The 22,155-nt window shown below is 70.3% G+C and carries 23 protein-coding genes and 1 pseudogene; 14 read left to right on the forward strand and 10 right to left on the reverse strand.

From position 1 onward, the window contains the following. The first annotated feature begins 5 nt into the window (after positions 1 to 5). On the forward strand, positions 6 to 527 hold the full coding sequence (locus tag J4573_RS27715; protein ID WP_208258787.1) for a hypothetical protein: 522 nt from the start codon (positions 6 to 8) through the stop codon (positions 525 to 527). 33 nt (positions 528 to 560) lie between these two features. Here the strand turns inward: J4573_RS27715 and J4573_RS27720 are convergent, their stop codons facing one another. From J4573_RS27720 to J4573_RS27735, 4 genes are all read right to left on the reverse strand, one after another. Next, the gene (locus tag J4573_RS27720) at positions 561 to 1,331 is read right to left on the reverse strand and encodes an FAD:protein FMN transferase (protein WP_208258788.1); all 771 of its coding nucleotides are present in this window, start codon (positions 1,329 to 1,331) and stop codon (positions 561 to 563) included. Beyond that, on the reverse strand, positions 1,331 to 1,885 hold the full coding sequence (locus tag J4573_RS27725; RefSeq protein WP_208258789.1) for an FMN-binding protein: 555 nt from the start codon (positions 1,883 to 1,885) through the stop codon (positions 1,331 to 1,333). The genes J4573_RS27720 and J4573_RS27725 overlap by 1 nt, the downstream gene beginning before the upstream one ends. A 52-nt stretch (positions 1,886 to 1,937) precedes the next feature. Continuing rightward, positions 1,938 to 3,458: a ferredoxin reductase family protein gene (locus J4573_RS27730; protein ID WP_208258790.1), complete on the reverse strand. Its 1,521-nt coding sequence runs from the start codon at positions 3,456 to 3,458 to the stop codon at positions 1,938 to 1,940. A 92-nt stretch (positions 3,459 to 3,550) separates the two neighbouring features. Then, positions 3,551 to 4,045, reverse strand: coding sequence for a TetR/AcrR family transcriptional regulator C-terminal domain-containing protein (locus tag J4573_RS27735; RefSeq protein WP_208258791.1), 495 nt, complete (start codon positions 4,043 to 4,045; stop codon positions 3,551 to 3,553). Between J4573_RS27735 and J4573_RS56230 the strand changes: the two genes are divergently transcribed. The 6 genes from J4573_RS56230 to J4573_RS27765 all read left to right on the forward strand — a co-directional run bounded on the left by J4573_RS56230 (position 4,034) and on the right by J4573_RS27765 (position 9,709). Next, positions 4,034 to 4,438, forward strand: a complete 405-nt coding sequence (locus tag J4573_RS56230; RefSeq protein ID WP_307796931.1) for an FAD-dependent oxidoreductase — start codon at positions 4,034 to 4,036, stop codon at positions 4,436 to 4,438. The genes J4573_RS27735 and J4573_RS56230 overlap by 12 nt on opposite strands. A 178-nt stretch (positions 4,439 to 4,616) precedes the next feature. Next, positions 4,617 to 5,837 (forward strand): NAD(P)/FAD-dependent oxidoreductase, encoded by a 1,221-nt coding sequence (locus J4573_RS27745; protein ID WP_208258792.1) that lies wholly within the window; start codon positions 4,617 to 4,619, stop codon positions 5,835 to 5,837. Continuing rightward, a complete protein-coding gene (locus J4573_RS27750; protein WP_208258793.1) occupies positions 5,831 to 6,514 on the forward strand; it encodes a DUF1365 domain-containing protein in 684 nt (227 codons plus the stop codon). Before J4573_RS27745 ends, J4573_RS27750 begins: the two co-directional genes overlap by 7 nt. A gap of 5 nt (positions 6,515 to 6,519) precedes the next feature. Continuing rightward, on the forward strand, positions 6,520 to 7,764 hold the full coding sequence (locus J4573_RS27755) for an SAM-dependent methyltransferase (RefSeq protein WP_208258794.1): 1,245 nt from the start codon (positions 6,520 to 6,522) through the stop codon (positions 7,762 to 7,764). Continuing rightward, positions 7,761 to 8,948: an SAM-dependent methyltransferase gene (locus J4573_RS27760; protein ID WP_208258795.1), complete on the forward strand. Its 1,188-nt coding sequence runs from the start codon at positions 7,761 to 7,763 to the stop codon at positions 8,946 to 8,948. Before J4573_RS27755 ends, J4573_RS27760 begins: the two co-directional genes overlap by 4 nt. Then, positions 8,945 to 9,709, forward strand: coding sequence for a DUF1295 domain-containing protein (locus J4573_RS27765; RefSeq protein WP_208258796.1), 765 nt, complete (start codon positions 8,945 to 8,947; stop codon positions 9,707 to 9,709). The genes J4573_RS27760 and J4573_RS27765 overlap by 4 nt, the downstream gene beginning before the upstream one ends. A 76-nt stretch (positions 9,710 to 9,785) precedes the next feature. On the opposite strand, the gene J4573_RS27770 is transcribed toward J4573_RS27765, so the two are convergent. Together J4573_RS27770 and J4573_RS27775 are read right to left on the reverse strand one after the other, a co-directional pair. After that, positions 9,786 to 10,415 (reverse strand): fasciclin domain-containing protein, encoded by a 630-nt coding sequence (locus tag J4573_RS27770; RefSeq protein ID WP_208258797.1) that lies wholly within the window; start codon positions 10,413 to 10,415, stop codon positions 9,786 to 9,788. Between the two features lie 53 nt (positions 10,416 to 10,468). Beyond that, entirely contained in the window at positions 10,469 to 11,932 is a 1,464-nt protein-coding gene (locus J4573_RS27775; RefSeq protein ID WP_208258798.1) for a molybdopterin-dependent oxidoreductase, read from the reverse strand. Positions 11,933 to 12,089: 157 nt separating this feature from the next. On the opposite strand from J4573_RS27775, the gene sigK reads away from it, so the two are divergent. Both sigK and J4573_RS27785 read left to right on the forward strand, forming a co-directional pair. Continuing rightward, the gene (sigK, locus tag J4573_RS27780) at positions 12,090 to 12,686 is read left to right on the forward strand and encodes an ECF RNA polymerase sigma factor SigK (RefSeq protein WP_372442901.1); all 597 of its coding nucleotides are present in this window, start codon (positions 12,090 to 12,092) and stop codon (positions 12,684 to 12,686) included. Next, on the forward strand, positions 12,683 to 13,399 hold the full coding sequence (locus J4573_RS27785; protein WP_208258800.1) for an anti-sigma factor: 717 nt from the start codon (positions 12,683 to 12,685) through the stop codon (positions 13,397 to 13,399). The genes sigK and J4573_RS27785 overlap by 4 nt, the downstream gene beginning before the upstream one ends. 11 nt (positions 13,400 to 13,410) lie before the next feature. Here J4573_RS27785 and J4573_RS27790 read toward each other — a convergent pair whose 3' ends face one another. Continuing rightward, the gene (locus J4573_RS27790) at positions 13,411 to 14,364 is read right to left on the reverse strand and encodes an esterase/lipase family protein (RefSeq protein ID WP_243773629.1); all 954 of its coding nucleotides are present in this window, start codon (positions 14,362 to 14,364) and stop codon (positions 13,411 to 13,413) included. Positions 14,365 to 14,453: 89 nt separating this feature from the next. Between J4573_RS27790 and J4573_RS27795 the strand changes: the two genes are divergently transcribed. Then, a complete protein-coding gene (locus J4573_RS27795; RefSeq protein ID WP_208258801.1) occupies positions 14,454 to 15,386 on the forward strand; it encodes an oxygenase MpaB family protein in 933 nt (310 codons plus the stop codon). On the opposite strand, the gene J4573_RS27800 is transcribed toward J4573_RS27795, so the two are convergent. Beyond that, positions 15,379 to 16,020 carry a CatB-related O-acetyltransferase gene (locus tag J4573_RS27800; RefSeq protein WP_372442895.1) on the reverse strand — a complete coding sequence of 214 codons (642 nt, stop codon included), beginning with the start codon at positions 16,018 to 16,020 and terminating at the stop codon, positions 15,379 to 15,381. The two genes, J4573_RS27795 and J4573_RS27800, sit on opposite strands and share 8 nt — an antisense overlap. A 71-nt stretch (positions 16,021 to 16,091) precedes the next feature. Here J4573_RS27800 and J4573_RS27805 point away from each other — a divergent pair, with 71 nt between their 5' ends. After that, the gene (locus tag J4573_RS27805) at positions 16,092 to 16,685 is read left to right on the forward strand and encodes a TetR/AcrR family transcriptional regulator (protein ID WP_208258803.1); all 594 of its coding nucleotides are present in this window, start codon (positions 16,092 to 16,094) and stop codon (positions 16,683 to 16,685) included. A 7-nt stretch (positions 16,686 to 16,692) separates the two neighbouring features. Here J4573_RS27805 and J4573_RS27810 read toward each other — a convergent pair. Together J4573_RS27810 and J4573_RS27815 are read right to left on the reverse strand one after the other, a co-directional pair. Then, a pseudogene (locus tag J4573_RS27810) lies at positions 16,693 to 17,340 on the reverse strand (tyrosine-protein phosphatase); the annotation flags it as partial. A 41-nt stretch (positions 17,341 to 17,381) separates the two neighbouring features. Next, positions 17,382 to 19,841, reverse strand: a complete 2,460-nt coding sequence (locus J4573_RS27815) for an alkaline phosphatase family protein (RefSeq protein WP_208258804.1) — start codon at positions 19,839 to 19,841, stop codon at positions 17,382 to 17,384. Positions 19,842 to 20,112: 271 nt separating this feature from the next. Here J4573_RS27815 and J4573_RS27820 point away from each other — a divergent pair, with 271 nt between their 5' ends. The 3 genes from J4573_RS27820 to J4573_RS27830 all read left to right on the forward strand — a co-directional run bounded on the left by J4573_RS27820 (position 20,113) and on the right by J4573_RS27830 (position 22,154). Further along, positions 20,113 to 20,832 carry an AfsR/SARP family transcriptional regulator gene (locus J4573_RS27820; RefSeq protein ID WP_208258805.1) on the forward strand — a complete coding sequence of 240 codons (720 nt, stop codon included), beginning with the start codon at positions 20,113 to 20,115 and terminating at the stop codon, positions 20,830 to 20,832. Positions 20,833 to 20,939: 107 nt separating this feature from the next. After that, complete coding sequence (locus J4573_RS27825; protein WP_208258806.1) at positions 20,940 to 21,560, forward strand: pyridoxamine 5'-phosphate oxidase family protein; 621 nt, start codon at positions 20,940 to 20,942, stop codon at positions 21,558 to 21,560. Between the two features lie 81 nt (positions 21,561 to 21,641). Continuing rightward, positions 21,642 to 22,154 (forward strand): DinB family protein, encoded by a 513-nt coding sequence (locus J4573_RS27830; protein WP_208258807.1) that lies wholly within the window; start codon positions 21,642 to 21,644, stop codon positions 22,152 to 22,154. Position 22,155: the final 1 nt, after the last annotated feature.

Raw genomic sequence — 22,155 nt, forward strand, 5'->3', positions numbered from 1 at the left:
CGCAGGTGAGACACCGCGGCTCGCTCTGGATCACGCTCGGGGTCCTGATCGTCGCGGCGGCGGCCGCGACGACGCTGGAGGTGACGATCAGTTCCACACTGCGGCATCACGACGGGATGCTGCGGCCGCCCGTGCCCACGCGTTCGGTCCCCGCGGGCGATCCGGCCGTCGAGCCGACCGTCGAACCGACGAGCTCGCCTCCGCCGGTCCACACCGTGTCGCCCAGCCCGTCACGGACGACCGGCCCTGACGAGCGGTCTCAGCCGTCGGCGCGGGTCAGGGATGTGCTGGTCAAGTTCCGGTTCGCGATTCGGCAGGGCTTTGAGGCGGACGAGATTCGCGGTGACGTCGCCCGCGACCTCGACAACGTGGCCGCGAACTCGCTCGACGATGACGGCGAGGAGCAGCTGCGGCGGGACGTCGTCGGGCTGAAGGAGAAGGTGCGGACCCGGTGGCGCGAGGGGGCCATCACGCGGCATCGCGCCGCCGAGTTCATGGTGATCCTCGACCAGGCCGGCTTCAGCTGATCAGCGAGCAGCCGGGGCCGGCGGGGTCAGGGTTCAGCCGATGAGCGTGGGTTCCGGCGGTTGAACGGGGAGGCCGTCGGAGCGGTAGGCGTTGCCGTCGCGGGTCACGGCCGCGGACTGGTAGCCGGAACGGGTCAGGCGCGCGAGCCAGAGCAGGCCGCGCGTTCCCATCGCCATCGCGGCGGTGGCGTACGCGTCGGCGAGCGACAGGTCCGGGCCGGTGACGGTGACCGAACGGAGCGCCTCGACCGGGTCGCCGGTGTGGGGGTCCAGCACGTGCAGGCCGCGTTCGTACGTTCCAGAGGTCGCGATGGCCAGGTCGGTCGCCGTCAGCACCCAGGCCAGCTTGCCGGGCTCCCAGGGGTGGCGGACGCCGAAGCGCCACGCGCGGCCGGGCTCGGGACGCCCTCGGCTGCGGATGTCGCCGCCCGCGTTGATGCAGTGGTTGAACGAGCCCGACGCGGCCAGGCGTTCCGAGGCGACCTCGACCGACCAGCCCTTGACGTAGCCGGACGGGTCGAGCCGCCCTCCCGCGCGGGCGTCGAAGTAGCCATCGGTCTCGCGGTGCAGGGACTCGCACGCGTCCAGCACGGTGCGCATGTCCGGCGAGCACTGGTCGAGGGACAGCTCGCCCCGGTCGAGACGGGTGACCTCGCTGTCGGCTCGGTAGGTGCTGAAGCGATGGTCCACCTCGTGCAGCCAGGCGCAGGTGCTGTCGATCAGCTCGACCAGGGTGTGCCGGGGGAGCGGGTCGGCGATGTCGATGCTGACGACCGTGCCCATGACCGTCTCGTCGTGACGCATCAGGCCTTCGCCGCCGTGAGCGCAGACTGGAGTGAGTTCTTGAACGAGCCGGTGGTGAACGTCGCGCCGGAGACGCCGTCGATCTGAGCGCTCTGCGCCTCCAGGGTCTCCTTCCGGAGAAGCGGGATCGCTCGTTCGTTGACCTGGACCGTCATCGCCGGGGAGGTCGCGTGGGTGGCGGTGAGGCCCGTGATCCGGCCGGCGGCGATCTGGATGGTGACCTGGATGGGACCGTACTGATTCCGCACGGCGTCGCCACGGAAGATCCCGTTCTTCAGGCCGTTGGCCGCCTGCCCGGCCTGCCCGCCTTGACCGGCCTGATCCCCTTGGCCGTCCTGACCGTCCTGACCGTCCTGGCCGGTTTGCGGGGCGCGGCTGGCGGGAGGACGCGAGGAGGGCTGCGACGGGCCGGCGGAGGGCGTGAGACCGCCGGCGTCGTCAGTGGTCTGCTCGGACGCCACGGGCGCGGCGACGGCTCCCGTACCGAACTTGGCCGCGAGGATCAGGGCGGCCCCGCTCAGCGTCCCGGCGACGGCCGCGGTGGTTCGACGCATCACGTCTCCAGTGTTGGTCGGTCGGTATCGGTCGTTCGGACGTCGACGCCGTTCAGAACTCGAACGGGTCGAGGTGGATCTGCCGCTTGCGCACGCGGGCGCGGCGCAGCGCGGCGACCGCGGCCTTGACCATTCCGGGCGGGCCGCACACGTACACGTCGCGGTGGCGGACGTCGGGGACCAGCTCCCGCAGGCCCTGCGGCGTGAACAGGCGGCGCGGGCCCTCCTCGTACCGCGAGCCCAGCACGTACCGCAGGTCGAAGCCGTGCCGCTGCGCCATGCCGCGCAGCTCGTCGCCGAACACGATGTCGTTGGCGTCGGAGGCGCGGTAGATGACCACGCTTCCGCTCGGCAGCTCGTCCAGCAGGGCGCGGATCGGCGCGATGCCGCTGCCGCCCGCGATCAGCAGCGCGCGCTGCCGGGTGCGGTGGCGTGCGGTGAACGTTCCGGACGGACCGGCGGCCAGCACTCTGGTGCCGGGCCGCAGCTCGCGCATCTCCCTGGTATGGCTGCCGACCGCGTTCACGGTCAGACGCAGCCACTGCGGGTTGGGGCTCGCCGACAGCGAGAACGGGTGGGACTGCCACCATCCGTTCCCCGCCAGGAACCGCCACCGGAAGTACTGCCCGGCCCGCGCGTCCATCCGGTCCAGGTGACGTCCGCCGATGTAGACCGAGAACATCGTCTCCGACTCGGACACCACGTCCATGACCTCGAACCGGTGCCGCAGGTTCAGCCACAGCGGCTCGACGACCCGGCCCCAGAACAGGCAGGCGACCACCAGCGCGTACAGGCTCATCCAGTACCACCGCGCGAACCCGCCCCTCGCGAGCTCGGCGCCGTTGGTGAACTGGTGGCTGTACGCCAGGAACAGCACGGCGTAGGTGCTCAGGTGCAGCCAGTGCCACACCTCGTACGGCATGCGGCGCCGGATGCCGCGGATCGCCAGCATGCTGACCGCCACCATGATCCCGGTCGCGGTGTACGCGCCGACCATCCCGTTGACGGTGTTGAACAGCGTGACCGTCTGGGAGACGAAATCGACGCCCGCGACCATCGAGTAGCCCACCGTGATGTACACGGCGTGCGTCAGGACCGACAGCAGCAGGTAGACGCCCAGCTGGCGATGCCAGCGCATCAGGTCGTGGCCGCCGATCCAGGTCTCGAGCCAGGCGACCCGGCTCATCATCAGGACCTGCACCAGCAGCAGATAGCCGCCGATCATCCCGGTGACGCGCCCGCCCGCGGTGACCAGGTCGGGCGTGCTCTTGAGCGCGCTGGGCGGCGTGCCGAACGCCCACAGCGCGATGCTGGTGGCCAGCAGCCCCCAGAACAGCAGGACCACGAACAGCTTGTTCCCGGCGACCTTCGCCCCCGGCGGCCTCTCCTGCGCGTGCGCCTGCGAGTGCGCGGAAGGGGCAGGCGCCGGCCCTGGCGCCATCTGGGCCGGTTCCGGCCGGGCCTGATGCCAGGGCACACGTTCGGTGGTGCCGATCGAACCCCCGGGCGGACGGCCCAGGGTCTCGGTCTCGAACAGGGAGGACGACCCGCTCGGTCTCAGAGCGTTGTCCATCACTCGATCCTCCGTGAGGTCTCGGGACAAGCGACGGTCTTCGGCTCGGTGAGCCTGTCAGCACGTCGTACGGCCTGCCCCGCGCCTCCGGTTCACTCCCGGTCGGGCGCGGAGGTGTGCAGGCCGTTCAGGAGGAGGTCGAGGCCGATGATGAACTGGTCGCGGTCGTCGTGGTCGCGCAGGTCGGCGGCGGTACGGGACAGGAACGGGTAGTCGGCGGGGTCGAAGCTCGCCCAGCGGTCCGCGGTCTCGGCGAGGTAGGCGTCCCGGCCGGTGGTCGCGTCGGTGGCCGCGTCGGCGGCGGGGGCCGGGGCGATGATCTGGGCGCTGACGCCGGTGACGAAGAAGAAGATCGCGGTGGCGGTCGTGAAGTGCCGCCCGGCGGGCAGGCCGGTCCGGGCGACCAGGGTCCCGATGGTGTCCAGCAGGCGCAGCGCGTTCGGCAGCGTGCCGGGCGCGGTGAGGTGTGACGCGGCCCACTGGTGCCGGTCGAGGGTGTCGAAGACGCTGATCGCGAGCTCGCGCAGCCCCGTGTCCGCGCCGTCCGAGCCGCCCACGCCGTCCGCGGTGAGCGCGTGGCCGAGCACCTGATCGGCGCGCGGGAGTTCGACGGGTGGGCGCCTCAGCTCGCCGCGCTGATCACCGAGGCCGATACCGCGCCGGTCCCGCGTCCCATCCACTCCCTGCCCAGCGGGCACCGGTGGGACCGCGTGCCGGGCGTGACCCTGCTCGGCGACGCCGCCCACCTCATGGCGCCGTCCGGCGAGGGTGCCAACCTGGCCATGTACGACGGGGCCGAGCTCGGCAAGGCCATCGCCGCGCACCCGGACGACATCGAGGCCGCGCTCGCCGAGTACGAGCAGGCCCTGTTCCCACGCAGCGCCGAGGCCGCCGACGACGCCGCCGTCATCTTCGGGCTCTGCTGCCGCGACGAGAACGCGCCCCAGGGGATGCTCGACATGTTCTCCCCGGCCGCGTGACCCCGCCGCCCACAAAAAATCGTCCTCGGCGTCGAAAGTCCCGAAAGCCCTATAGCGCCGGGGGTGCGGTGACCAGCGGGGGTCTCGTCTGTCGCTTAGTTGCGGGTCAGACCCAACCGCACCCCGTTTCGGCCACGAATGAAGGGTGTAGGCACCTTCGGCACCCTGGGGGCTCTTTGTGGCACGGAGAAAGATCGCGATCATCGGTGGAGGCGTCGCGGGGCTGGCGGCGGCGCATGTGCTGGGGCGCACCGATGAGGTGACGATCTTCGAGGCGGACGGGCGGCTGGGCGGTCACGCCCATACGCACGGCGTCGGCGGGACGGCGGTGGACAGCGGGTTCATCGTCTACAACGAGGCCACTTATCCGCTGCTGACCAGGCTGTTCCGGGAGCTCGGGGTCACCACGCAGCCGTCGGACATGAGCATGTCGGTCTCGTGCGGCGGGTGCGGGCTGGAGTACGCGGGCGGCAGGGGCCCGGTCGGGCTGTTCGCGCAACCCCGGTTGCGCGGGCGCGGTCCCTACCTGCGGATGCTCTCGGAGGTGCCGCGGTTTCACCGGGCGGCACGGCGTTCCCTGGACGGCGGGGACGAACGGACGTTGGGCGAGTTCGCGCGGGGGCACTCGCCGTACTTCGTCTCCCACTTCCTGACACCGCTGGTGTCGGCGGTCTGGTCCTGCGCGCCGTCCATCGCCGGGCGCTATCCGGCCCGCTACCTGTTCAGGTTCCTGGCGAACCACGGGATGTTGTCGGTCGGCGGCTCGCCCCGCTGGCGCACCGTGACCGGCGGATCACGCACCTACGTCGAACGGGTAGGCCAGTCGGCCGAGGTCCACACGGGGACGCCCGTGTCGAATTTGCGGCGCGTGCCCGACGGCGTGGAGTTGGAAGCGGGCGGCACGCAGCATTTCGACGCTGCGGTCGTGGGCACGCACGCGGACCAGGCGCTGCGGCTGCTGGCGGAGCCGACGACGGATGAACGCACGGTCCTCGGGGCGTTCGGCTACTCGCGGAACGCGACCGTTCTGCACACCGATCCGGCCGTGCTGCCCCGCGCGAGAGGCGCACGAGCGTCCTGGAACTACCGGATGGCCTCGTGCTCGGCCCGCCACGACAGCGTCCGCGTGAGCTACGACATGAACCGGCTGCAGCGGCTGGAAGGCCCGACGAGGTACCTGGTCACGCTCGGCGAGGAGGTCGCCGACGACCAGGTCATCGCACGCATGGTGTACGAGCATCCGGTCTACACGCCCGAAGCGCTGGAGGCGCAGGGGCGGCTCGCCTCGCTCAACGACTCGCGGATCGCCTTCGCCGGGGCCTACCACGGGTGGGGCTTCCACGAGGACGGCTGCAGATCCGGCGTACAGGCCGCCGAGGCCCTGGGCGGCCGATGGTGAACGCTCTGTACGAGTGCCGCATCACCCATGCCCGGGCCGCGCCGATCCGGCATGCGTTCGGCTACTCCGGCTATATGTGGCTGGTCGATCTGGACCGGCTGCCCCGGCTTTCCCGGGTCCTGCGGCTGCTCGCCTCGTTCCGCGCCAAGGACCACGTGGGAGACCCGGGGCTTTCGCTGCGTCAGAACGTGGATCGCTTCCTGGACGAGCACGGCCTTGTGGCGGACCGCGTTCTGATGCTCACGCAGGCACGGGTCTTGGGTTATGTGTTCAACCCCCTGACCGTCTACTGGTGCAGCGTGCGAGACGGCGAACCGGTCTGCACGATCGCCGAAGTCCACAACACCTATGGGGGACGGCATCGGTACCTGATGCTGCCGGGGGAGACCGAGACGGCCAAGGCGTTCTACGTCTCGCCGTTCAACACCGTCTCGGGCGTCTACCGGCTCGACCTGCCGCCGCCCGGCGAGTTCCTCAAGCTCAGCGTCCGGCTCCACCAGGACGGGCGGCCGCCGTTCGTGGCGACCGTCCTCGGCCGGCGCCGGCCGGCCACCGGCACGGGCCTGGTCCGCATGTTCATCCGCCACCCGCTCGCGCCGCTGGTCACCAGCCTCCGGATCCGCCGTCAGGGGATCGGGCTGTACCTGCGCGGGCTGAAGATCGTGCCCCGGGACTGATGCCGATGAAGACCAACCCCAAGGAGCTCCAGGCCATCTGGCCTGACGTCTATACCGTGCCGTCCCACCGGCTCCGCGCCGCGGTCGCGGAGCGGCTGTGGCGGCACGCCGTCCGCGGCCTCCCGCTCCACGTGGAGTACGGGTCCGCGTTCGGGGCGGTGTCCGGATCCGCGTCCGGGCCGGGATCCAACCTGCCGACGATGCTGATCCGCAGCCCCGAGGCGTTCTTCCAGCGGATCGGCTCGAACGGGCTGATCGGCTTCGGCGAGGCCTACATGTCGGGGGACTGGGACGCCGACGACCTCGTTCGGGTGCTCACGATCTTCGCCTCGCGTCTGACCAGGCTCGTTCCGGCGCCACTGCAACGGCTCCGCAAGATCGCCGTCCCCCGGGCCCGGGGCGCCGACCGGGCGACGCCCGAGGGGGCGCGGCTGAACGCGCACCGGCACTACGACCTGTCCAACGAACTGTTCGCGCAGTTCCTCGACCCGACCATGACCTACTCCGCCGCCCTCTTCCCCGATCCGTCCGGCGCCACCTGGGAGGGGCTGGCCGAGGGACAGCACCGCAAGATCGACAGGCTGCTCGACCAGGCGCGCGTCGGCCCGGGCACCCGCATGCTGGAGGTCGGCACGGGCTGGGGCGAACTGGCGATCCGCGCCGCCCAGCGCGGTGCCGAGGTGACGTCGGTGACCCTGTCGCAGGAGCAGCTGATCCTGGCGCGCCGCCGCGTCGCCGATCTCGGCCTCCAGGAACGCTGCGAGATCGCCCTCCGCGACTACCGTGAGGTCGAGGGCACCTACGACGCGGTCGTGAGCGTCGAGATGATCGAGGCGGTCGGTGCCGAGTACTGGAAGGAGTACTTCGCGACGCTCCGCGCCCGCCTCGCGCCGCGCGGCCGCGCCGCCGTCCAGGCGATCACGATGCCGCACGACCGCATGGTCGCGAGCCTGGACACCCGCACCTGGGTGCAGAAGTACATCTTCCCGGGAGGCATGATCCCGTCCATCCCGGCGATCGAGGCGAGCGTCGGCGGCCTGAGGATCGTGGACCGGTTCTCCCTGCGCCGCAGCTACGCCGACACGCTCCGCCTCTGGCGCGAGCGCTACCTGGAACGCAGGGAAGCCGTCGACGCCCTGGGCTTCGACGAGGTGTTCCACCGCATGTGGACCCTCTACCTGGCCTACTCCGAGGCCGGCTTCCGATCCGAATACCTCAACGTGTGGCAACTGACGCTGGAGAGGCCATGACCCTGGAAACGGCGCTGAACGACCTGTTCGAAGGGAGGCCTCCGTTCCGCGTCCGGCTCTGGGACGGCACGGAGTACGGCCCGTCTGGAGATGATGAGCCCGTCGTCGTCATCCACACCCCACTGGCCCTGCGCTACATCCTCTGGCGCCCTGGGGAACTCGGCCTGGCCCGCGCGTACGTCACGGGAACCCTGGACGTGGAAGGGGACCTCGCCGAGGCCTTCCGCAAGGTCCGGGCCTCGGCCAAGGACCTCAACCTCACCCCCGGCCTGCTCACCGAGGTGTCGCGGCTGCTGGCCCGTACGCCACGCGTCCTCGGCCCGCCATTGCCCGCGCCCCGTTCGGAGGCACGGCTGCGCGGACGGCTGAACACACCGCGCCGTGACCAGGCCGCCATCGCCCATCACTACGACCTGTCGAACGCGTTCTACGGGCTCATCCTGGACGAGACGATGGCCTACTCGTGCGCCTACTTCGAACCCGGAGACACCCTCGCCAAGGCGCAGCGCCGCAAGCTCGACCTCATCTGCCACAAGCTCCGGCTCGAGCCCGGCATGCGGCTCCTGGACGTCGGCTGCGGCTGGGGCTCGCTGCTGCTGTACGCGGCGCACGAGTACGGCGTCGAGGCGGTCGGCTACACCCTCTCGCGCGAGCAGAAGGAATTCGTGGAAGGCCGCGCCCGCGCTCGCGGCCTCCGGGCGGCCGTCGAGCTCCGCGACTACCGCGACATCGACGACGAGCCCTACGACGCGGTCGCCTCGATCGAGATGGGCGAGCACGTCGGCTCGTCCGGCTACCCGCGCTACGCCGCCACCCTGCAGCGGATGGTCAGGCCCGGCGGGCGCGTCCTCGTGCAGCAGATGTCGCGCGAGGGACACCCGGGCGGCGGCCCGTTCATCGAGACCTACATCGCGCCGGACATGCACATGCGGCCGGTAGGCGAGACGATCGACCTGCTCGCCGCCTCGGGTCTGGAGTTCGAGCACGCCGAGGCGATGGGCGACCACTACGCGCAGACCGCGTGGGCCTGGCACGAGACGTTCGAGTCCCGCTACTCCGAGGTGGTCGAGCTGGTCGGACGCGAGCAGGCCCGCGTCTGGCGGCTGTACCTGATCGGGGGAGGCCTCGCCTTCGAGCAGGGCCGGATGGACGTCCATCAACTACTGCTGAGGAGGCGGGCATGACCTACCTTGCGTGCGCGGTCGCCGTCGTGATCCTGCTCGCCACGACCTGGACGGCCGCCGTACGGCTCGGCCGCCATTCGGTGATCGACGTCATCTGGGGGCTCGGCTTCACGGTCATCGCCCTGGTCGCGTTCGTCATCGGGGACGGTGACACGTCGCGGCGCCTGCTCGTCCTCGCGCTGACCGCGATCTGGGGCGTACGGCTCGCGCTGCACATCGCGCGCCGCAGCATCGGCGCCGGCGAGGACCCACGGTACGAGCGGATGCTCGGCCGCCACCCCGACCCGAACACCGCCGCGATCACCCGGATCTACCTGCCGCAGGGCGTGGTGATGTACTTCGTCGCGCTGCCCGTCATGGTGGCCATGGGGGAGGACGGCGGCCTCGGTCCGCTCGCCTGGATCGGTGCGGCCGTGTGGCTGGTCGGGTTCGCGTTCGAGGCGGTCGGCGACTGGCAGCTCGCGCGCTTCCGTGCCGACCCGGACAGCAAGGGCAAGGTCCTGGACACCGGCCTGTGGCGCTACACCCGCCATCCCAACTACTTCGGCGACGCCGTGGTCTGGTGGGGGCTCTTCCTGATCGCCGCCGAACGCTGGCCGGGCGTCCTCACGCTGCTCTCGCCGATCGCCATGACCTACTTCCTGGCGGGCAAGACCGGCAAGCCGCTCCTGGAGAAGCAGCTGACCAGGACGCGTCCCGGTTACGCCGACTACGTCGAACGCACCAGCGGCTTCTTCCCGCTCCCGCCCAAGAAGCACTAGCTCCCGACCTCCTTCCGTATGCACTCGGGACCGCCGCGAGAGTGGCGGTCCCGAGTGCACACGGCGTTCCCGGTGCTCAGCTCTTGGGCATCAGGACGGTGTCGACGATGTAGACGGTGGCGTTCGCCGTCTGGACGTTGCCGCAGACGACCTTCGCGTCGTTGGCCATGAAGGACTCGCCCGAGCCGCTGGTCTTGACCATGCCGCCCTCAAGGGTCTTGAAGTCGCCCATCGCGAGCGCGTTCGGCGCGACCTTCTGGCCGACCACGTGGTAGGTCAGGATGTCGGTGAGCTTCTTCTTGTCCGCCAGGACCTTGTCGAGGTCGGCCTTGGGGATCTTGGCGAACGCGTCGTTGGTGGGCGCGAACACCGTGATGTTCTGGGCCGAGTTGAGCGTGTCGACCAGGCCCGCCTTCTTGACCGCGGTGACCAGGGTGGACAGCACCGGGTTGTTGGACGCGGCGGTCGCGACCGGGTCGGCGGCCATGCCCGAGAAGCTCCCCTTGCCGGAGGCCGGCACCGCCGAGCAGGCGGGGCCGAACGGCTTGGCGTCCGCGGCAGCGGCGGCGGGCGCGGACGACGACGGCATGGTCGCGGCCGCCTTGCCGCCGCTGGAGGAGTCGGACTTGGAGTCGTCGCCGGAGCAGGCCGTCGCGCCGAAGGCGAGCGCGGACACGATGATCGCGGTCGTGTAGATGCGGTTCATGATGATCTCCTGATGATCGATCGGAATTCTTGAGCCGAAGTGGTGCGCGCTGATCAGGTGACGGTGATCACCACCGAATGCCAGCCGGTCGCGCCGTCGGGGAACGGGCGGGCGCGTTCCTGCGGTTGGGTGGCGCCGGTGCCGTCGGTGGCGCGGACGCGCAGCGTGTGGGAACCGGGAACGGCGTTCCACTCGATGACCCACTGCCGCCAGGTGTCCAGGCCCGGAACGGGCGCCAGCCTCGCCTCCCGCCAGGGGCCGTCGTCGACCTGCACCTGCACGGCGGCGACGCCGCGATGCTGGGCCCAGGCCGTTCCGGCGACCATGACGCGCCCGGCGCTCACCTTGGCGAGCGGCGCGGGGACGTCGATGCGGGAGAACGTCTTGACGGGTGCCTGCTCGGCGTAGCCGCGGCGCCTCCAGTAGGCGCGGTCGGTCGCGAAGCGGGTGACCTTGAGGTCCACCACCCACTTGGTCGCCGAGACGTAGCCGTACAGGCCCGGCACGACCATGCGGGCGGGGAAGCCGTGGGCGATCGGCAGCGGCTCGCCGTTCATGCCGACCGCCAGCAGCGCGTCGCGGCCGTCCAGCACGGCGTCCAGCGGCGTGCCGAGCGTCATCCCGTCGGCCGAACGCGACAGCAGCTGGTCGGCGCCGGACTCCACGCCCGCCTCGCGCAGCAGCGCGGCGAGCGGCACGCCGAGCCAGCGCGCGTTGCCCGCCAGCCGGCCGCCGACCTCGTTCGACACGCACGCGAGGGTGATGTCGCGTTCGATCAGCGGGCGCCGGAGCAGCTCGTCGAACGTGATCTCCATCGGCCGCGCGACCATGCCGTGCACGCGCAGCGTCCAGCCGCCCGGGTCGACCTGCGGCAGCAGGAGCGCGGTGTCGACCCGGTAGAAGTCGTTGTTGGGAGTGGTGAAACGCGGCATCCCGGCCAGGGGCACCTGTGCGCCCAGTGGAACGGAACTCGCCTGGTTGGACGGCGCCGGCACCGGCAGCCGTACCCGCGCGCGGAGGGCCGCCACGTTCGTGCGAGCCATCAGCAGCCGTCCGCCCGCGGCGCTCGCGGCGGCGAACGCGACCGTTCCGGCGCCCGCCAGCAGCAACCGCCGCCGATGCTCACCGTCAGTGACGGCAGCGGGCGTCGAGGCGCGGAGCAGAACGAGGAGCGCGAGCATGCCGGCGGCGGTCCCGACCACCGCCGGAAGCGCGTCGACAGCCGCGGCCGTGGGCCTGGTGAGGGCGGCCACCAGCCCGACGAGCCCGAAGCAGGCTAGGCCCGCCAGCCCCGCCCATCGCCATCTGCGGGCCAGCAGCCCCACGGCGATCGCGGCGACCACGAGGCCCGCGGCAAGCCCGCTGAGCAGCACGGTCTTGTCGTTCGTGCCGAAGTGGCGGATCGCGAAATCCTTCAGCCATACCGGCGTCAGATCGATGAATCCGGCGCCGACCGCGAAGAGCGGCGAGGAGCGCGGGCGGCGGATCGCGCCGGCCGCCAGCTCGGCGGCGCCCATGGCGACCGCGGCCGAAGCGAGGCCGCAGAACGCCGCCGGAGCCCTCCTGAAAGGTGTCACGCCCTGTATTCGGAGCCGCACCAAGAGCGGACGGGTCAATCTTCTGCATCGCTTGACCAGTCCGAACGCGGCCCGGCTACGAAGTAAGAGTGTGGAGATCAATGAACCGCACGGCTCCCCGCGCCGTGGCTCGGCGCCGACCGCCGCTCCCGACCCGGCAGATCTCGGCGACCTGATCGGCCGCGTCGCGCGCGGCGACCAGGACGCGTTCGAGCTGGTGTACGAGCAGCTGTCCGGCCCCGTCTACGGCATGGCCCTGCGTACGCTGCGCGATCCCGCACAGGCCGAGGAGGTCGCTCAGGAGGCCCTGGTGGAGCTGTGGCGCAAGGCGTCGCGCTTCGAGCCCGGACGCGGCAGCGCCTCCGCCTGGGCCCTCACGCTCGCCCATCGCCGCGCCATCGACCGGGTCCGTTCGTCCCAGGCCGACAAGGACCGCGAGGAACGCGCCAACCTCCCCGAACGCGACTTCGACCAGGTCGCCGAGCAGGCCCAGATACGGCTCGAACAGCAGCAGGTCAGACGCTGTCTGGAACGGCTCACCGAGCTCCAGCGCGAGTCGATCACGCTGGCGTACTACCAGGGCTACAGCTACAGCCAGGTCGCAAGGCTCCTGGACGTCGGCCTGTCCACGATCAAGACCCGGATGCGGGACGGCCTCATCCGGCTCCGCGACTGCCTGGGGGTCGACCGATGACCCACGACCCGCACGACCTCACCGGCGCCTACGCGCTGGGCGCGCTCGACGACACCGAGACGCGGCGCTTCGAACGCCACATGGACGGCTGCACGTCCTGTGCCGACGAGGTCCGCAGCTTCCGGGAGACCACGGCGCGGCTCGCGCTCGCGACCGCCAGGCCCGCACCGGTGGCGCTGCACGACCACGTCTTCGCCGAGATCGCCCACACCCGCCAGCTGCCTCCGCGCCAGCAGACGCGGCTGCCCTCGTTCCGCGTCAACAGCGTCGCGTGGGCGCTCGCCGCCGCCTGCCTGGTGGTCGCCCTGGCGCTCGGCGTCGTCGCGCAGCGTTCCGCCGACCGCGCCGATCGGATCGCGGCCCAGAGCCGTGAGATCACCGCCGTGCTGACCGCGCCCGACGCGCAGATGGCCCCGCAGGAGACGGGCCCCAAGGGAACGATGACCGTGATCGCGTCGCGTTCGCTGAACAAGGCCGTCGTCACGACCTCGCACCTGGCCGCCGTGCCCGCCGGGAAGACCTACCAGCTGTGGTTCATGGGTGGCGGGCAGCCGCGTTCGGTGACCACCATGTCCCCGACGGCGCGGACGGAGAGCACGTCCACCATCGCGCCCGGGCTCGACGGCGCCCAGCAGGTCGGCGTCACGATCGAACCCGCGGGCGGCTCGCCGCAGCCGACGACGAACGCCATCCTCACCTTCGCGCTGACCTAGGTGTTCGGGGGTCAGACGTTCGGGCCGTAGGCGGTGCACTTCGGCTTGAACCCGGGGACCTTGGGGCCGAGCTCGTCGAGGATCATCTGCATGATCGGGCCGTCGTACGACATCCCGCTGTGGCTCACCGGATCGTCCGGGCACAGGTCCTGCAGCAGGACGTTGGTCGCGTCGCCGCCGTGCAGGTAGGCGTTGGTCAGCGGGGTCACGGTAGTGTCGTGCGAGGTCACGATCGTCAGGTAGCGCACCCCGGGAACGGTGTCACCGTCGGCGAACAGCGCCTTCTGGAAGTCCGAGCCCTCCTCCTGCTGGGTGTGCGCGGGTGACCCGATGAGGTGGTAGAAGCCGTTCACCAGGCCGAGTACGCCGAGCGAACGCCCCAGGTCGACCAGCCCGTTCATCGTGGTGCCGTGGTTGGTCGGGCCGAGGCCGATCAGTGTGCGGACCTTCGCCGCGCCGCCGAGCCGCTTGATGTAGTAGTTCGGCATCATGCCGCCCTGCGAGCCGCCGACCACGTCGACCTTCTGCGCCCCGGTCGAGGCCAGCACCCTGTCGACGAACGCGCTCATCGTCCGTGCGGACTGCGCGATGTCGCCAAGCCCGTAGATGTGCCCGAGGGTCGACTGCGTCTCGCCGTAGTTGAAGCCGTAGACGCAGTACCCGGCGTTGGCCAGCGTGGGCGCCATCATCGCCGCGGCCGACCCGAAGTTGGACGTCGTCCCGTGCACGATCACCACGGGATTCGGATGCTCGGCGGAGGGCTTGCAGGTCCAGACGTTGGCCCCGGTGACAGCGTCTGGACTGAGAAAGAAGTTGGCGATCGCGGTGCTCAGATCGCCGACCGGATACGTGGTCCCCGCCGCCGCGGTCTGCGTCCCGCCCGCGTACATGGCCGCGCAGAACGCGGTGCCGACCGTGGCGGCCGAGGCGAACCCGCGCCGGACGTGATGGTGTCTTCCGCTCATATAGACGACGATATGTATTTAAGAAGAACCACTGCTACGGCTTTGAGTAACAAAAAGACGCTAGTGTCTGAGAGTGAGGTGATAGACGGATGGCCGCACACGCGCTGGAGAACCGCCACCGAGACCCCGCGTTGAAGATCAGTGCCCGGACCCGCGAGGCGGGGCTCGCCGAGGTCGGGTTCGTTCAGCGCCTCGTGCAGGACACGTTCGAGCAGGTGTCGACCGACCGATCGATGCTTCCCGGGCTGCGGTTCGCCGATCCCGTCGGAGATCCCGGGTGGTTCGGTCCCGACAGTGCGATGTGGTACCTGCAGTCGCATCCCTCGGGGCTCATCGGCGGCTTCGTGAGCCTGATGTGCGAAGCGCTCATGCCCGACATGGCGTACGCGGCGATCGACCACTCCGACTTCTTCACCCAGTTCAAGCGCCGAGGCGGCAGGTCCGGGTCGTTCTACTGGGCGACGGTGTTCGGGCCGGCCGACGTCGCCGAGCGCGTGTGCCGCAACGTTCATCGCTACCACGAGGTGGTCACCGGAACGCGGCCCGACGGACGGCCCTACGCCGCCAACGACCCCGGCAACCTCAGATGGGCGCACGCCGGGCTGACGTACGGCTTCATCCGCGGCCACCTGCTCTACCACCCGCGGCCGCTGGACCGTGAACGCCTGGACGAGGTCGTGGCCGGCTTCGCCCGGATCCACGCCGAGATCGGCGGGACCGACCTGCCCGCCACGATGGCCGACCTGCGCGACTACTACCGCTGGGTCGCGCCGCAGATCGCCCTCACGCCGCAGGCCAAGTCCACGCTGGACTTCATGTTCGGCAAGCTGGAGCGCATCCCCGTTCTGCGATGGGCGCTGGTCGACGCCCTGCCGACGTGGTCACGCGATCTCCTGCCGCACAGCGCCGGGCCGACCCAGCGGCTCATCGGCCGCCAGTTCATGACGACCGCCATCAACGGCGCCGTAAAACTGGGCGGTGAGCCATGGGTCGTTCGCCAGGCACGCAAGCGCTTCAGCTGAGCTCGGCCGCCGCCCTCTCCAGCTCCTCGACGCTGCCCGACATGATCGTGCGAACGTGCGCGGTGATGTGCTCCAGCGGCCAGTCCCACCAGGCCAGCGCCATCAGCCGGTCGACGTCAGCATCGCTGTAGCGGCGCCGGATGAGTTTGGCCGGGTTGCCGCCCACGATGCCGTAGTCGGGCACGTCATCGACTACCACCGCACCGGACGCGATGACCGCTCCATGCCCGATCTTGACGCCGGGCATCACCGTCGCCTGGTAGCCGAACCAGACGTCGTTGCCGACCACGGTGTCGCCCCGTCCCGGCAGCCCGCTGATGAGATCGAAGTGCTCGGCCCACGCCCCGCCCATGATCGGGAACGGGAACGTCGAAGGCCCGTCCATCCGGTGGTTGGCGCCGTTCATGATGAACCGCGCGCCCTCGGCCAGCGCGCAGTACTTCCCGATGACCAGCCGCTCCGGCCCGTAGTGGTACAGCACGTTGCGGGTCTCGAACGCCTCCGGGTCGTCCGGGTCGTCGTAGTAGGTGAAGTCCCCGACCTCGATCAGCGCCGAGCTGATCAGCGGCTTCAGGAGCACCACCCGCGGCTGGTCGGGCATGGGATGCACCACGGACGGATCGGGCATGACCACCTCACTATTGCGACAACTGATGCATTAAGATGGTGTCATGACGCCGAACCGCTGAGCAAACCGGACCGCCGATGACCTCACCGCAACGCCGCCCCGGCGGTCGTACCGCCCGCGTCCGCACCCAGGTGCACGAGGCGGTCCTCGCCGAACTCGCCGAGCACGGCTACGACGCCCTCACCATCGACGCCGTCGCCGCCCGCGCCGGCGTCCACCGCACCACGGTCTACCGCCGCTGGGGCGACGTCGGCGGCCTCCTCGCTGACGTCCTCGACGCCGCGAGCGACGACGACTGGCGCCCCCCCGACACCGGCTCCCTGCAAGGCGACCTGGCGGCCCTGAACCACGAGATCCAGGACGCCCTCACCGCCGACCCCCCGATCGTCACCGCCCTGATCGCCGCCTCGTTCCGTTCAGACAAGGCCGAACTCGCCCAGCGCCGCCTCTGGGAAGACCGCTACACCCGCTGCGAAACAGTCGTCACCAGAGCCGTCCAACGAGGCGAACTCCCGCCCGGCACCAGCCCCCGCCCCCTCCTCATAGCCGCCACCGCCCCCATCTACCACCACCTCATCCTCCTGAGAACACCCCCCGACCCCGACCTCCCCGACCAAGCAGCCCGAACCGCAGCCCAAGCCGCCACCACCGGCGCCTTCCTCACTAGCTGACGCCGTCCTACCTCAGCCGAGAACGGACCGCCTCGATCTCCTCCTCCCGCAGGCCCGCCTCCCGCAGGTACGAGACGGCGTCGAGCGAGTCGATGACGGCCAGGAGCGCGTCCCGTTCAGTGGTGTGGTGGCGAGCTAGGACCTCGAGCGTGCAGTAGCGCGGGTTCTTCTGGGCCATCCACTGGTTGCTGAGCTCGTAGTCGGCGGCGATCTCGTCAGGCGCCACGCCGGCGAGGAGCAGCAGAAGCAGGCTGACCAGGCCGGTCCGGTCGCGTCCGCCCGCGCCATGGACCAGCACGCCGCCGCCCGGCCCGGCATGGGCCACCGCCCTGACCGCCGCCGCACACCGCTCGGCCTTGCGTTCCAGGAAGAACGGATAGTACAGGGGGGTCCCGTCCACGCCGTCGGCTCTGATGCGGTCCCACATGGCCGTGTCGGCAGGATCGTCCAGCGGGACGTGCACGCAGGTCAGCGGCGGGGGAGGCAGGACCGTGCGCTCCTCGTCGTTGCGGAGGTCCACAATCGTGCGGACGCCGTACGCGAGCAGCTCGGACCAGCCCTGGGCGGTCAGCCGGTCGAGCATGCCCGAGCGTACGAGCGCGGCCGGACGAGTGGCGCGGCCGTCGGTGGTCCGCAGGCCTCCCAGGTCGCGGGCGTTGACGGTTCCTTACCAGGTCAGGTAGTCCACCGGGTGGGTCAGGCGATGGTCAGGGAGGCGGGTTCGTTGCTGAGGCCCAGGGGGGTGGTCGTGGTGACGGTGTTGGTGGTGGAGTCGACGCGGGTGATGGTGCTGGAGGTGTTGTTGGCGACCCAGAGGGTGGTGCCGTCGCCGAGGATGCCGGTGGGGATGTGGCCCACGGGGATCGTGGTGAGCGGGGTGTGGCGGGCCGTGTCGATGACGGTGAGGGTGTCGTCGTTGGCGTTGGTGACGTACGCGCGGGAGCCGTCGGCGGTGAAGGCCACGCCCCACGGGGTGTCACCCACGGGGATGTGCTTGATGAGCCTTGCTCGGGCGGTGTCGATGACGGCTACGCGGTCTTCTGTGGGCTGGGCGGCGTAGCAGTACTTGCCGTCGGGGCTCAGCGCGACGCCTCGGCCTCGGGCGGCGTCGCGGATGGTGGTCTTGTGTCTGCCTTCGGCGGTCAGGATGTGGAGCCCGTCGGTGCAGGTCACGTAGAGGGCGGTGGAGGACGCCGCGATGGCGTGCGGTGCCTCGCCCGCGCGGAACGTGGTGACGACCGTGTCGGTCGCGGTGTCGATCACCGAGATGTCGCGGGAGCCGCCGGGGCCGTTGTCGGGACCCGTGTCGGCCACGTAGACGCGGGTGCCGTCGGGGGAGACTGTCGCGCCGTGGGGGTAGACGCCCACCACGATGGTTTTGGTGATCTTGTTGGTGGCTCGGTCGACTACTGCGACTGTGTTCGCGCCGGAGTTGGTGATGTAGAGCTTGGATGCGGCGGCTGTGACGCCGTAGGGGTTGGTGAATCCCTTGACGGCGGCGAGGAGTGCGCCGGTCGTTCGGTCGATGGCCGCTAGGCCGCCGCCTAGGGACGCTACGTAGAGGACGGTGTTCACGTTGGCGGCGGCGTCCAGGTGGGGCTGGTCGGAGACCGCGTCCATGATGCCGGGGAAGTTGGTGCCCTTGCCGCGATCGGGGTGCTCGGCGCGCACCTCGTCCAGGCGGCTCTTGGTGCCGCGGAGAGCGCCGCCTCGGTGTTGCGCGGGAGTCTTCCGGGTGGGCGGCGGGAACGGGGGCTCTTCTTGATGCGGGGGAGTCTGGTTCGTGGTGGGGAGGGTGGGGGCCGGGAGGGTCGCGGCCTCGTACTCGGCCAGCCAGAAGAGCGGCATCGTGGGCGGCATGGCGGGGAACCGCTTGTTGACCTTCATACCCAGCGCGGAGGTCATGTCGCCGAACGTCTGGCGCCGCCAGTCGGTGACGTTGGCCGCGCGGACGCCGGTGACCTGCTCCATGAACTGCAGCACCGAGGTGTGGTCGAACGCCTCGGTCGCCACGTGGCCGCCACGCGTCCACGGCGAGACGATCGTGCACGGCACGCGGAAGCCGCCGCCGATGGGCACCCCGCCGACGAACTCGTGCGGGGTTCCGGCCGGGGGAGTGGGCGGCGGTACGTGGTCGAACAGGCCGTCGTTCTCGTCGTAGTTGATGATGAAGACGGTCTTGGAGAACAGGCTCGGGTCGGCCGCGACGGCCTCGAGCTTCTTGGCCACGAAGTCGGCCGCGGCGGCCGGCAGGTACGACGGGTGGGACGACTGCTCGGACGTCGGAACGATCCAAGAGACCGTGGGCAGTTTGCCGCGCCTCACGTCGTGCTCGAACTGGTCCGAGGGGCTGATGCGCATGCCGCGCTCGTACAGCGGAGAGCCGGGCTTGGCGTCCTGGAACGTCTGGAAGAACTCCAGCGGGTTGCAGCCGTAGTCGTCCTCGTCCTGGTAGACGCGCCAGCTGACGCCCGCCTCTTCGAGCTGCTCGGGGTAGGTCTTCCAGCGGTACGGCTGCTTCACCACGTTGCTGGTGATCGGGCCGCCCGCGACACCGTCCGCGTCGATCGTGCCGGACATCAGATAGAGGCGGTTCGGCCACGTCGGGCCCATGACCGAGCAGAAGTAGCCGTCACAAAGGGTGAACGCGTGCGCTAGCGCGTAATCAAAAGGAATGTCCTGCCACTTGTAGTAACCCATCGTGAACGGCCCGACCGCGTCACCATCGGTCGCTCTGTGGGCGGGCAGCCAATTGTCCATCTTTCCGTTGTTCCACGACGCGTGCTGAACCGCCCAGGAATGACCGGTCGACGGCAGTGCCTGGGCGTTGGTCCGGTGCGTGTCCAGGTGCCAGGGGAGCAGGTAGCCGTCGGGGTTCTTCGGGTCCGGCTGGTAGAAGACCGACTTGCCGTTCGGGAGCGTCAGCGCGTTCGGGTCGTCGAAGCCGCGCACGCCCGCCAGGCTGCCGAAGAAGTGGTCGAAGGAGCGGTTCTCCAGCATGAGGACGACGATGTGCTCGATGTCGCGCAGCGAACCTGGCTTGGCCGTGGCCGCGGCGGCCTGCCGCAGGTTCGGGGGGAGCTGCGAGGCGATGAGCGTGCTCGCGGCGGTTCCCGCCATGGTGCCGAGCAGCCTGCGGCGCGTGATCTCGGGCATGCGTGAGACCTTTCTGCACGAAGATCGTTTGCGTTCCCCCGTGATGATCAAATTCGATTCCGGATTTGTCGACAGGGGTGGCCGAGTTCGGCCCTTGATCTCGACAGCGGGAGGAAATTGAGATAGCTCCGAAACCCTAGACACGGGAGTGTCCAAAGTGACGGAAGCGCACTCGGGTTTCCCGCAGCTCCCCACCTCTCGGCCCGGTTGAACCGGGACCGTCCGGCGGCCGTGACCAGTGGGCATGGACTACCGGATTCTCGGTCCCGTCATGGCGGGACCTCCAGGCTCGGCCGAGTCCGTTCCAGGGACGCTGCAGCGCACCCTGCTGGCCGTGCTCCTGTTGAACGAGGGTCATGCGTTGCACTTCGACGCGCTCATCGAGGAGCTGTGGGGCGTCGAGCTGCCGGCACGGCCCCGCGAGGCGCTGACCGCGCAGGTCGCCCGGCTGCGGCGGACGCTCGAACGCCGCGAGCCGGGGATCGCCGGGCGGCTCCGGCAGCGTTCCCACGGCTACCGGCTGGACGTCGGTGACGACGAGCTGGACGCGGCGTCGTTCCGGCGGCTGCGGACGGACGCGCGGCGGACCGAGGATCCGTGGCGCGCGTCGTTCCTGCTCAACCGAGCGCTGGCGCTGTGGAGCGGCCCCGCGCTGGCCGACGTACGGCACGGGCCCATCACGCGGGCCGCGGTCGAACAACTGGAGGACGCGCGGCGGCAGGTGCACGCGGCGCTGATCCAGGTTGATCTCGACACGGGCCGCGCCGACCGGGTGGTGGAGGACATCGAGCTGCTCATCGCGCGGTATCCGCTGCACGAGCCGTTCTACGACCAGCTGATGCGCGCGCTCTGCGACCTGGGGCGGCCCGCCGAGGCGGTCGGCGTCTACCACCGGGCGCGCGGCCGGTTGCTGCGCGACCTCGGAGTCGAGCCGTCGCCCGCCCTCCAGCGACGGCTGCACACGACCCTGTCCGCCGACCGTTCCGCCTGACCGACTTCGGTCGAGGGCGTCTGTACCGTGTCGCCGCTGTGTCGCTGCCGCGTCGCCGGCGCTGCCTAGCTTCCCGAGCAGACGTACGCGGCATCGGGGAGGACGACATGACCGAACTGCGGACCGGGCTGCCCGGCTCGGCGGGGGAGCACATGCTGCAGCGCGACCTCGGGTTCGACGCCCGCGCCGCGCGCTTCTACCGGGAGCAGATGCTCGACCGGCTGAACGAGCGGATGGCGGAGTTCGTCGGGCGCCAGGAGATGATGTTCGTCGCCACCGCCGACGCCCGCGGCGAGTGCGACTGCAGCTTCCGAGCGGGCCCGCCCGGCTTCGTGCACGTGCTGGACGAGCGCACCCTGGTCTATCCGGAGTACCGCGGCAACGGGGTGATGGGCAGCCTCGGCAACATCTCCGGGAACGGCCACGCCGGGCTGATCTTCGTCGACTTCCTCACCCACCTGATCGGCCTGCACGTCAACGGCACGGCGGAGGTGCTGGCGGACGCCGACCTCCTGAAACTGTGGCCGGACCGCCCGGAGGCCGACATCCCCGGACGGCGGGCCCGCCTGTGGGTGCGCGTCGGCGTCGAGGAGGCGTACATTCACTGCGCCAAGCACATCCCGTGGCTGATGAAGATGCCGCGCCACCGGCGATGGGGCGCCGAGGACACGCGGGCGAAGGGCGGCGACTTCTTCGACGTCAAGGGCGAGGAACGCCCCTGGACCTGATCCCGCAACGAGTGGAACAAACTATTCCGTTCTGCTAGAGTCGGAGGCGTTGGAACACGGGTGAGTCGAAGGGACACGTCGATGACCGAGAACCTGACCGGCGAGCGAGCCGACCTGCTGGAGAACCTGCGCACCCGCCGCGAGTTCCTGCGCGGCACGGTCCGCGGCGTCAGCGACGAGGACGCGGCGCGCCGCACCACGGTGAGCGAGCTGTGCCTGGGCGGGCTGATCAAGCACGTCGCGTCGACCGAGAAGGGCTGGGTGGACTTCATCGTCGACGGCCCGTCCACGACCCCCGACTACTCCGACCCCAAGGTGCAGGAGGAGTACGCCAAGGGCTTCCGGATGCAGCCGGGTGAGACCGTGGAGGGCATCCTCGCCGAGTACGAGAAGGTCGCCGCCCGTACCGACGAGCTCGTGGCCACCCTGCCCGACCTGAACGCCGGTCACACCGTTCCGGCGGCGCCCTGGAAGGCGGAGCACTTCTGGACGGCCCGCGCCACGCTGCTGCACATCATCACCGAGACCGCCCACCACTGCGGCCACGCCGACATCATCCGCGAGGCCCTGGACGGCGCCAAGACCATGGGCTGAC

The sequence above is a fragment of the Actinomadura barringtoniae genome, from assembly GCF_017573505.1.
Classification (GTDB): domain Bacteria; phylum Actinomycetota; class Actinomycetes; order Streptosporangiales; family Streptosporangiaceae; genus Spirillospora; species Spirillospora barringtoniae.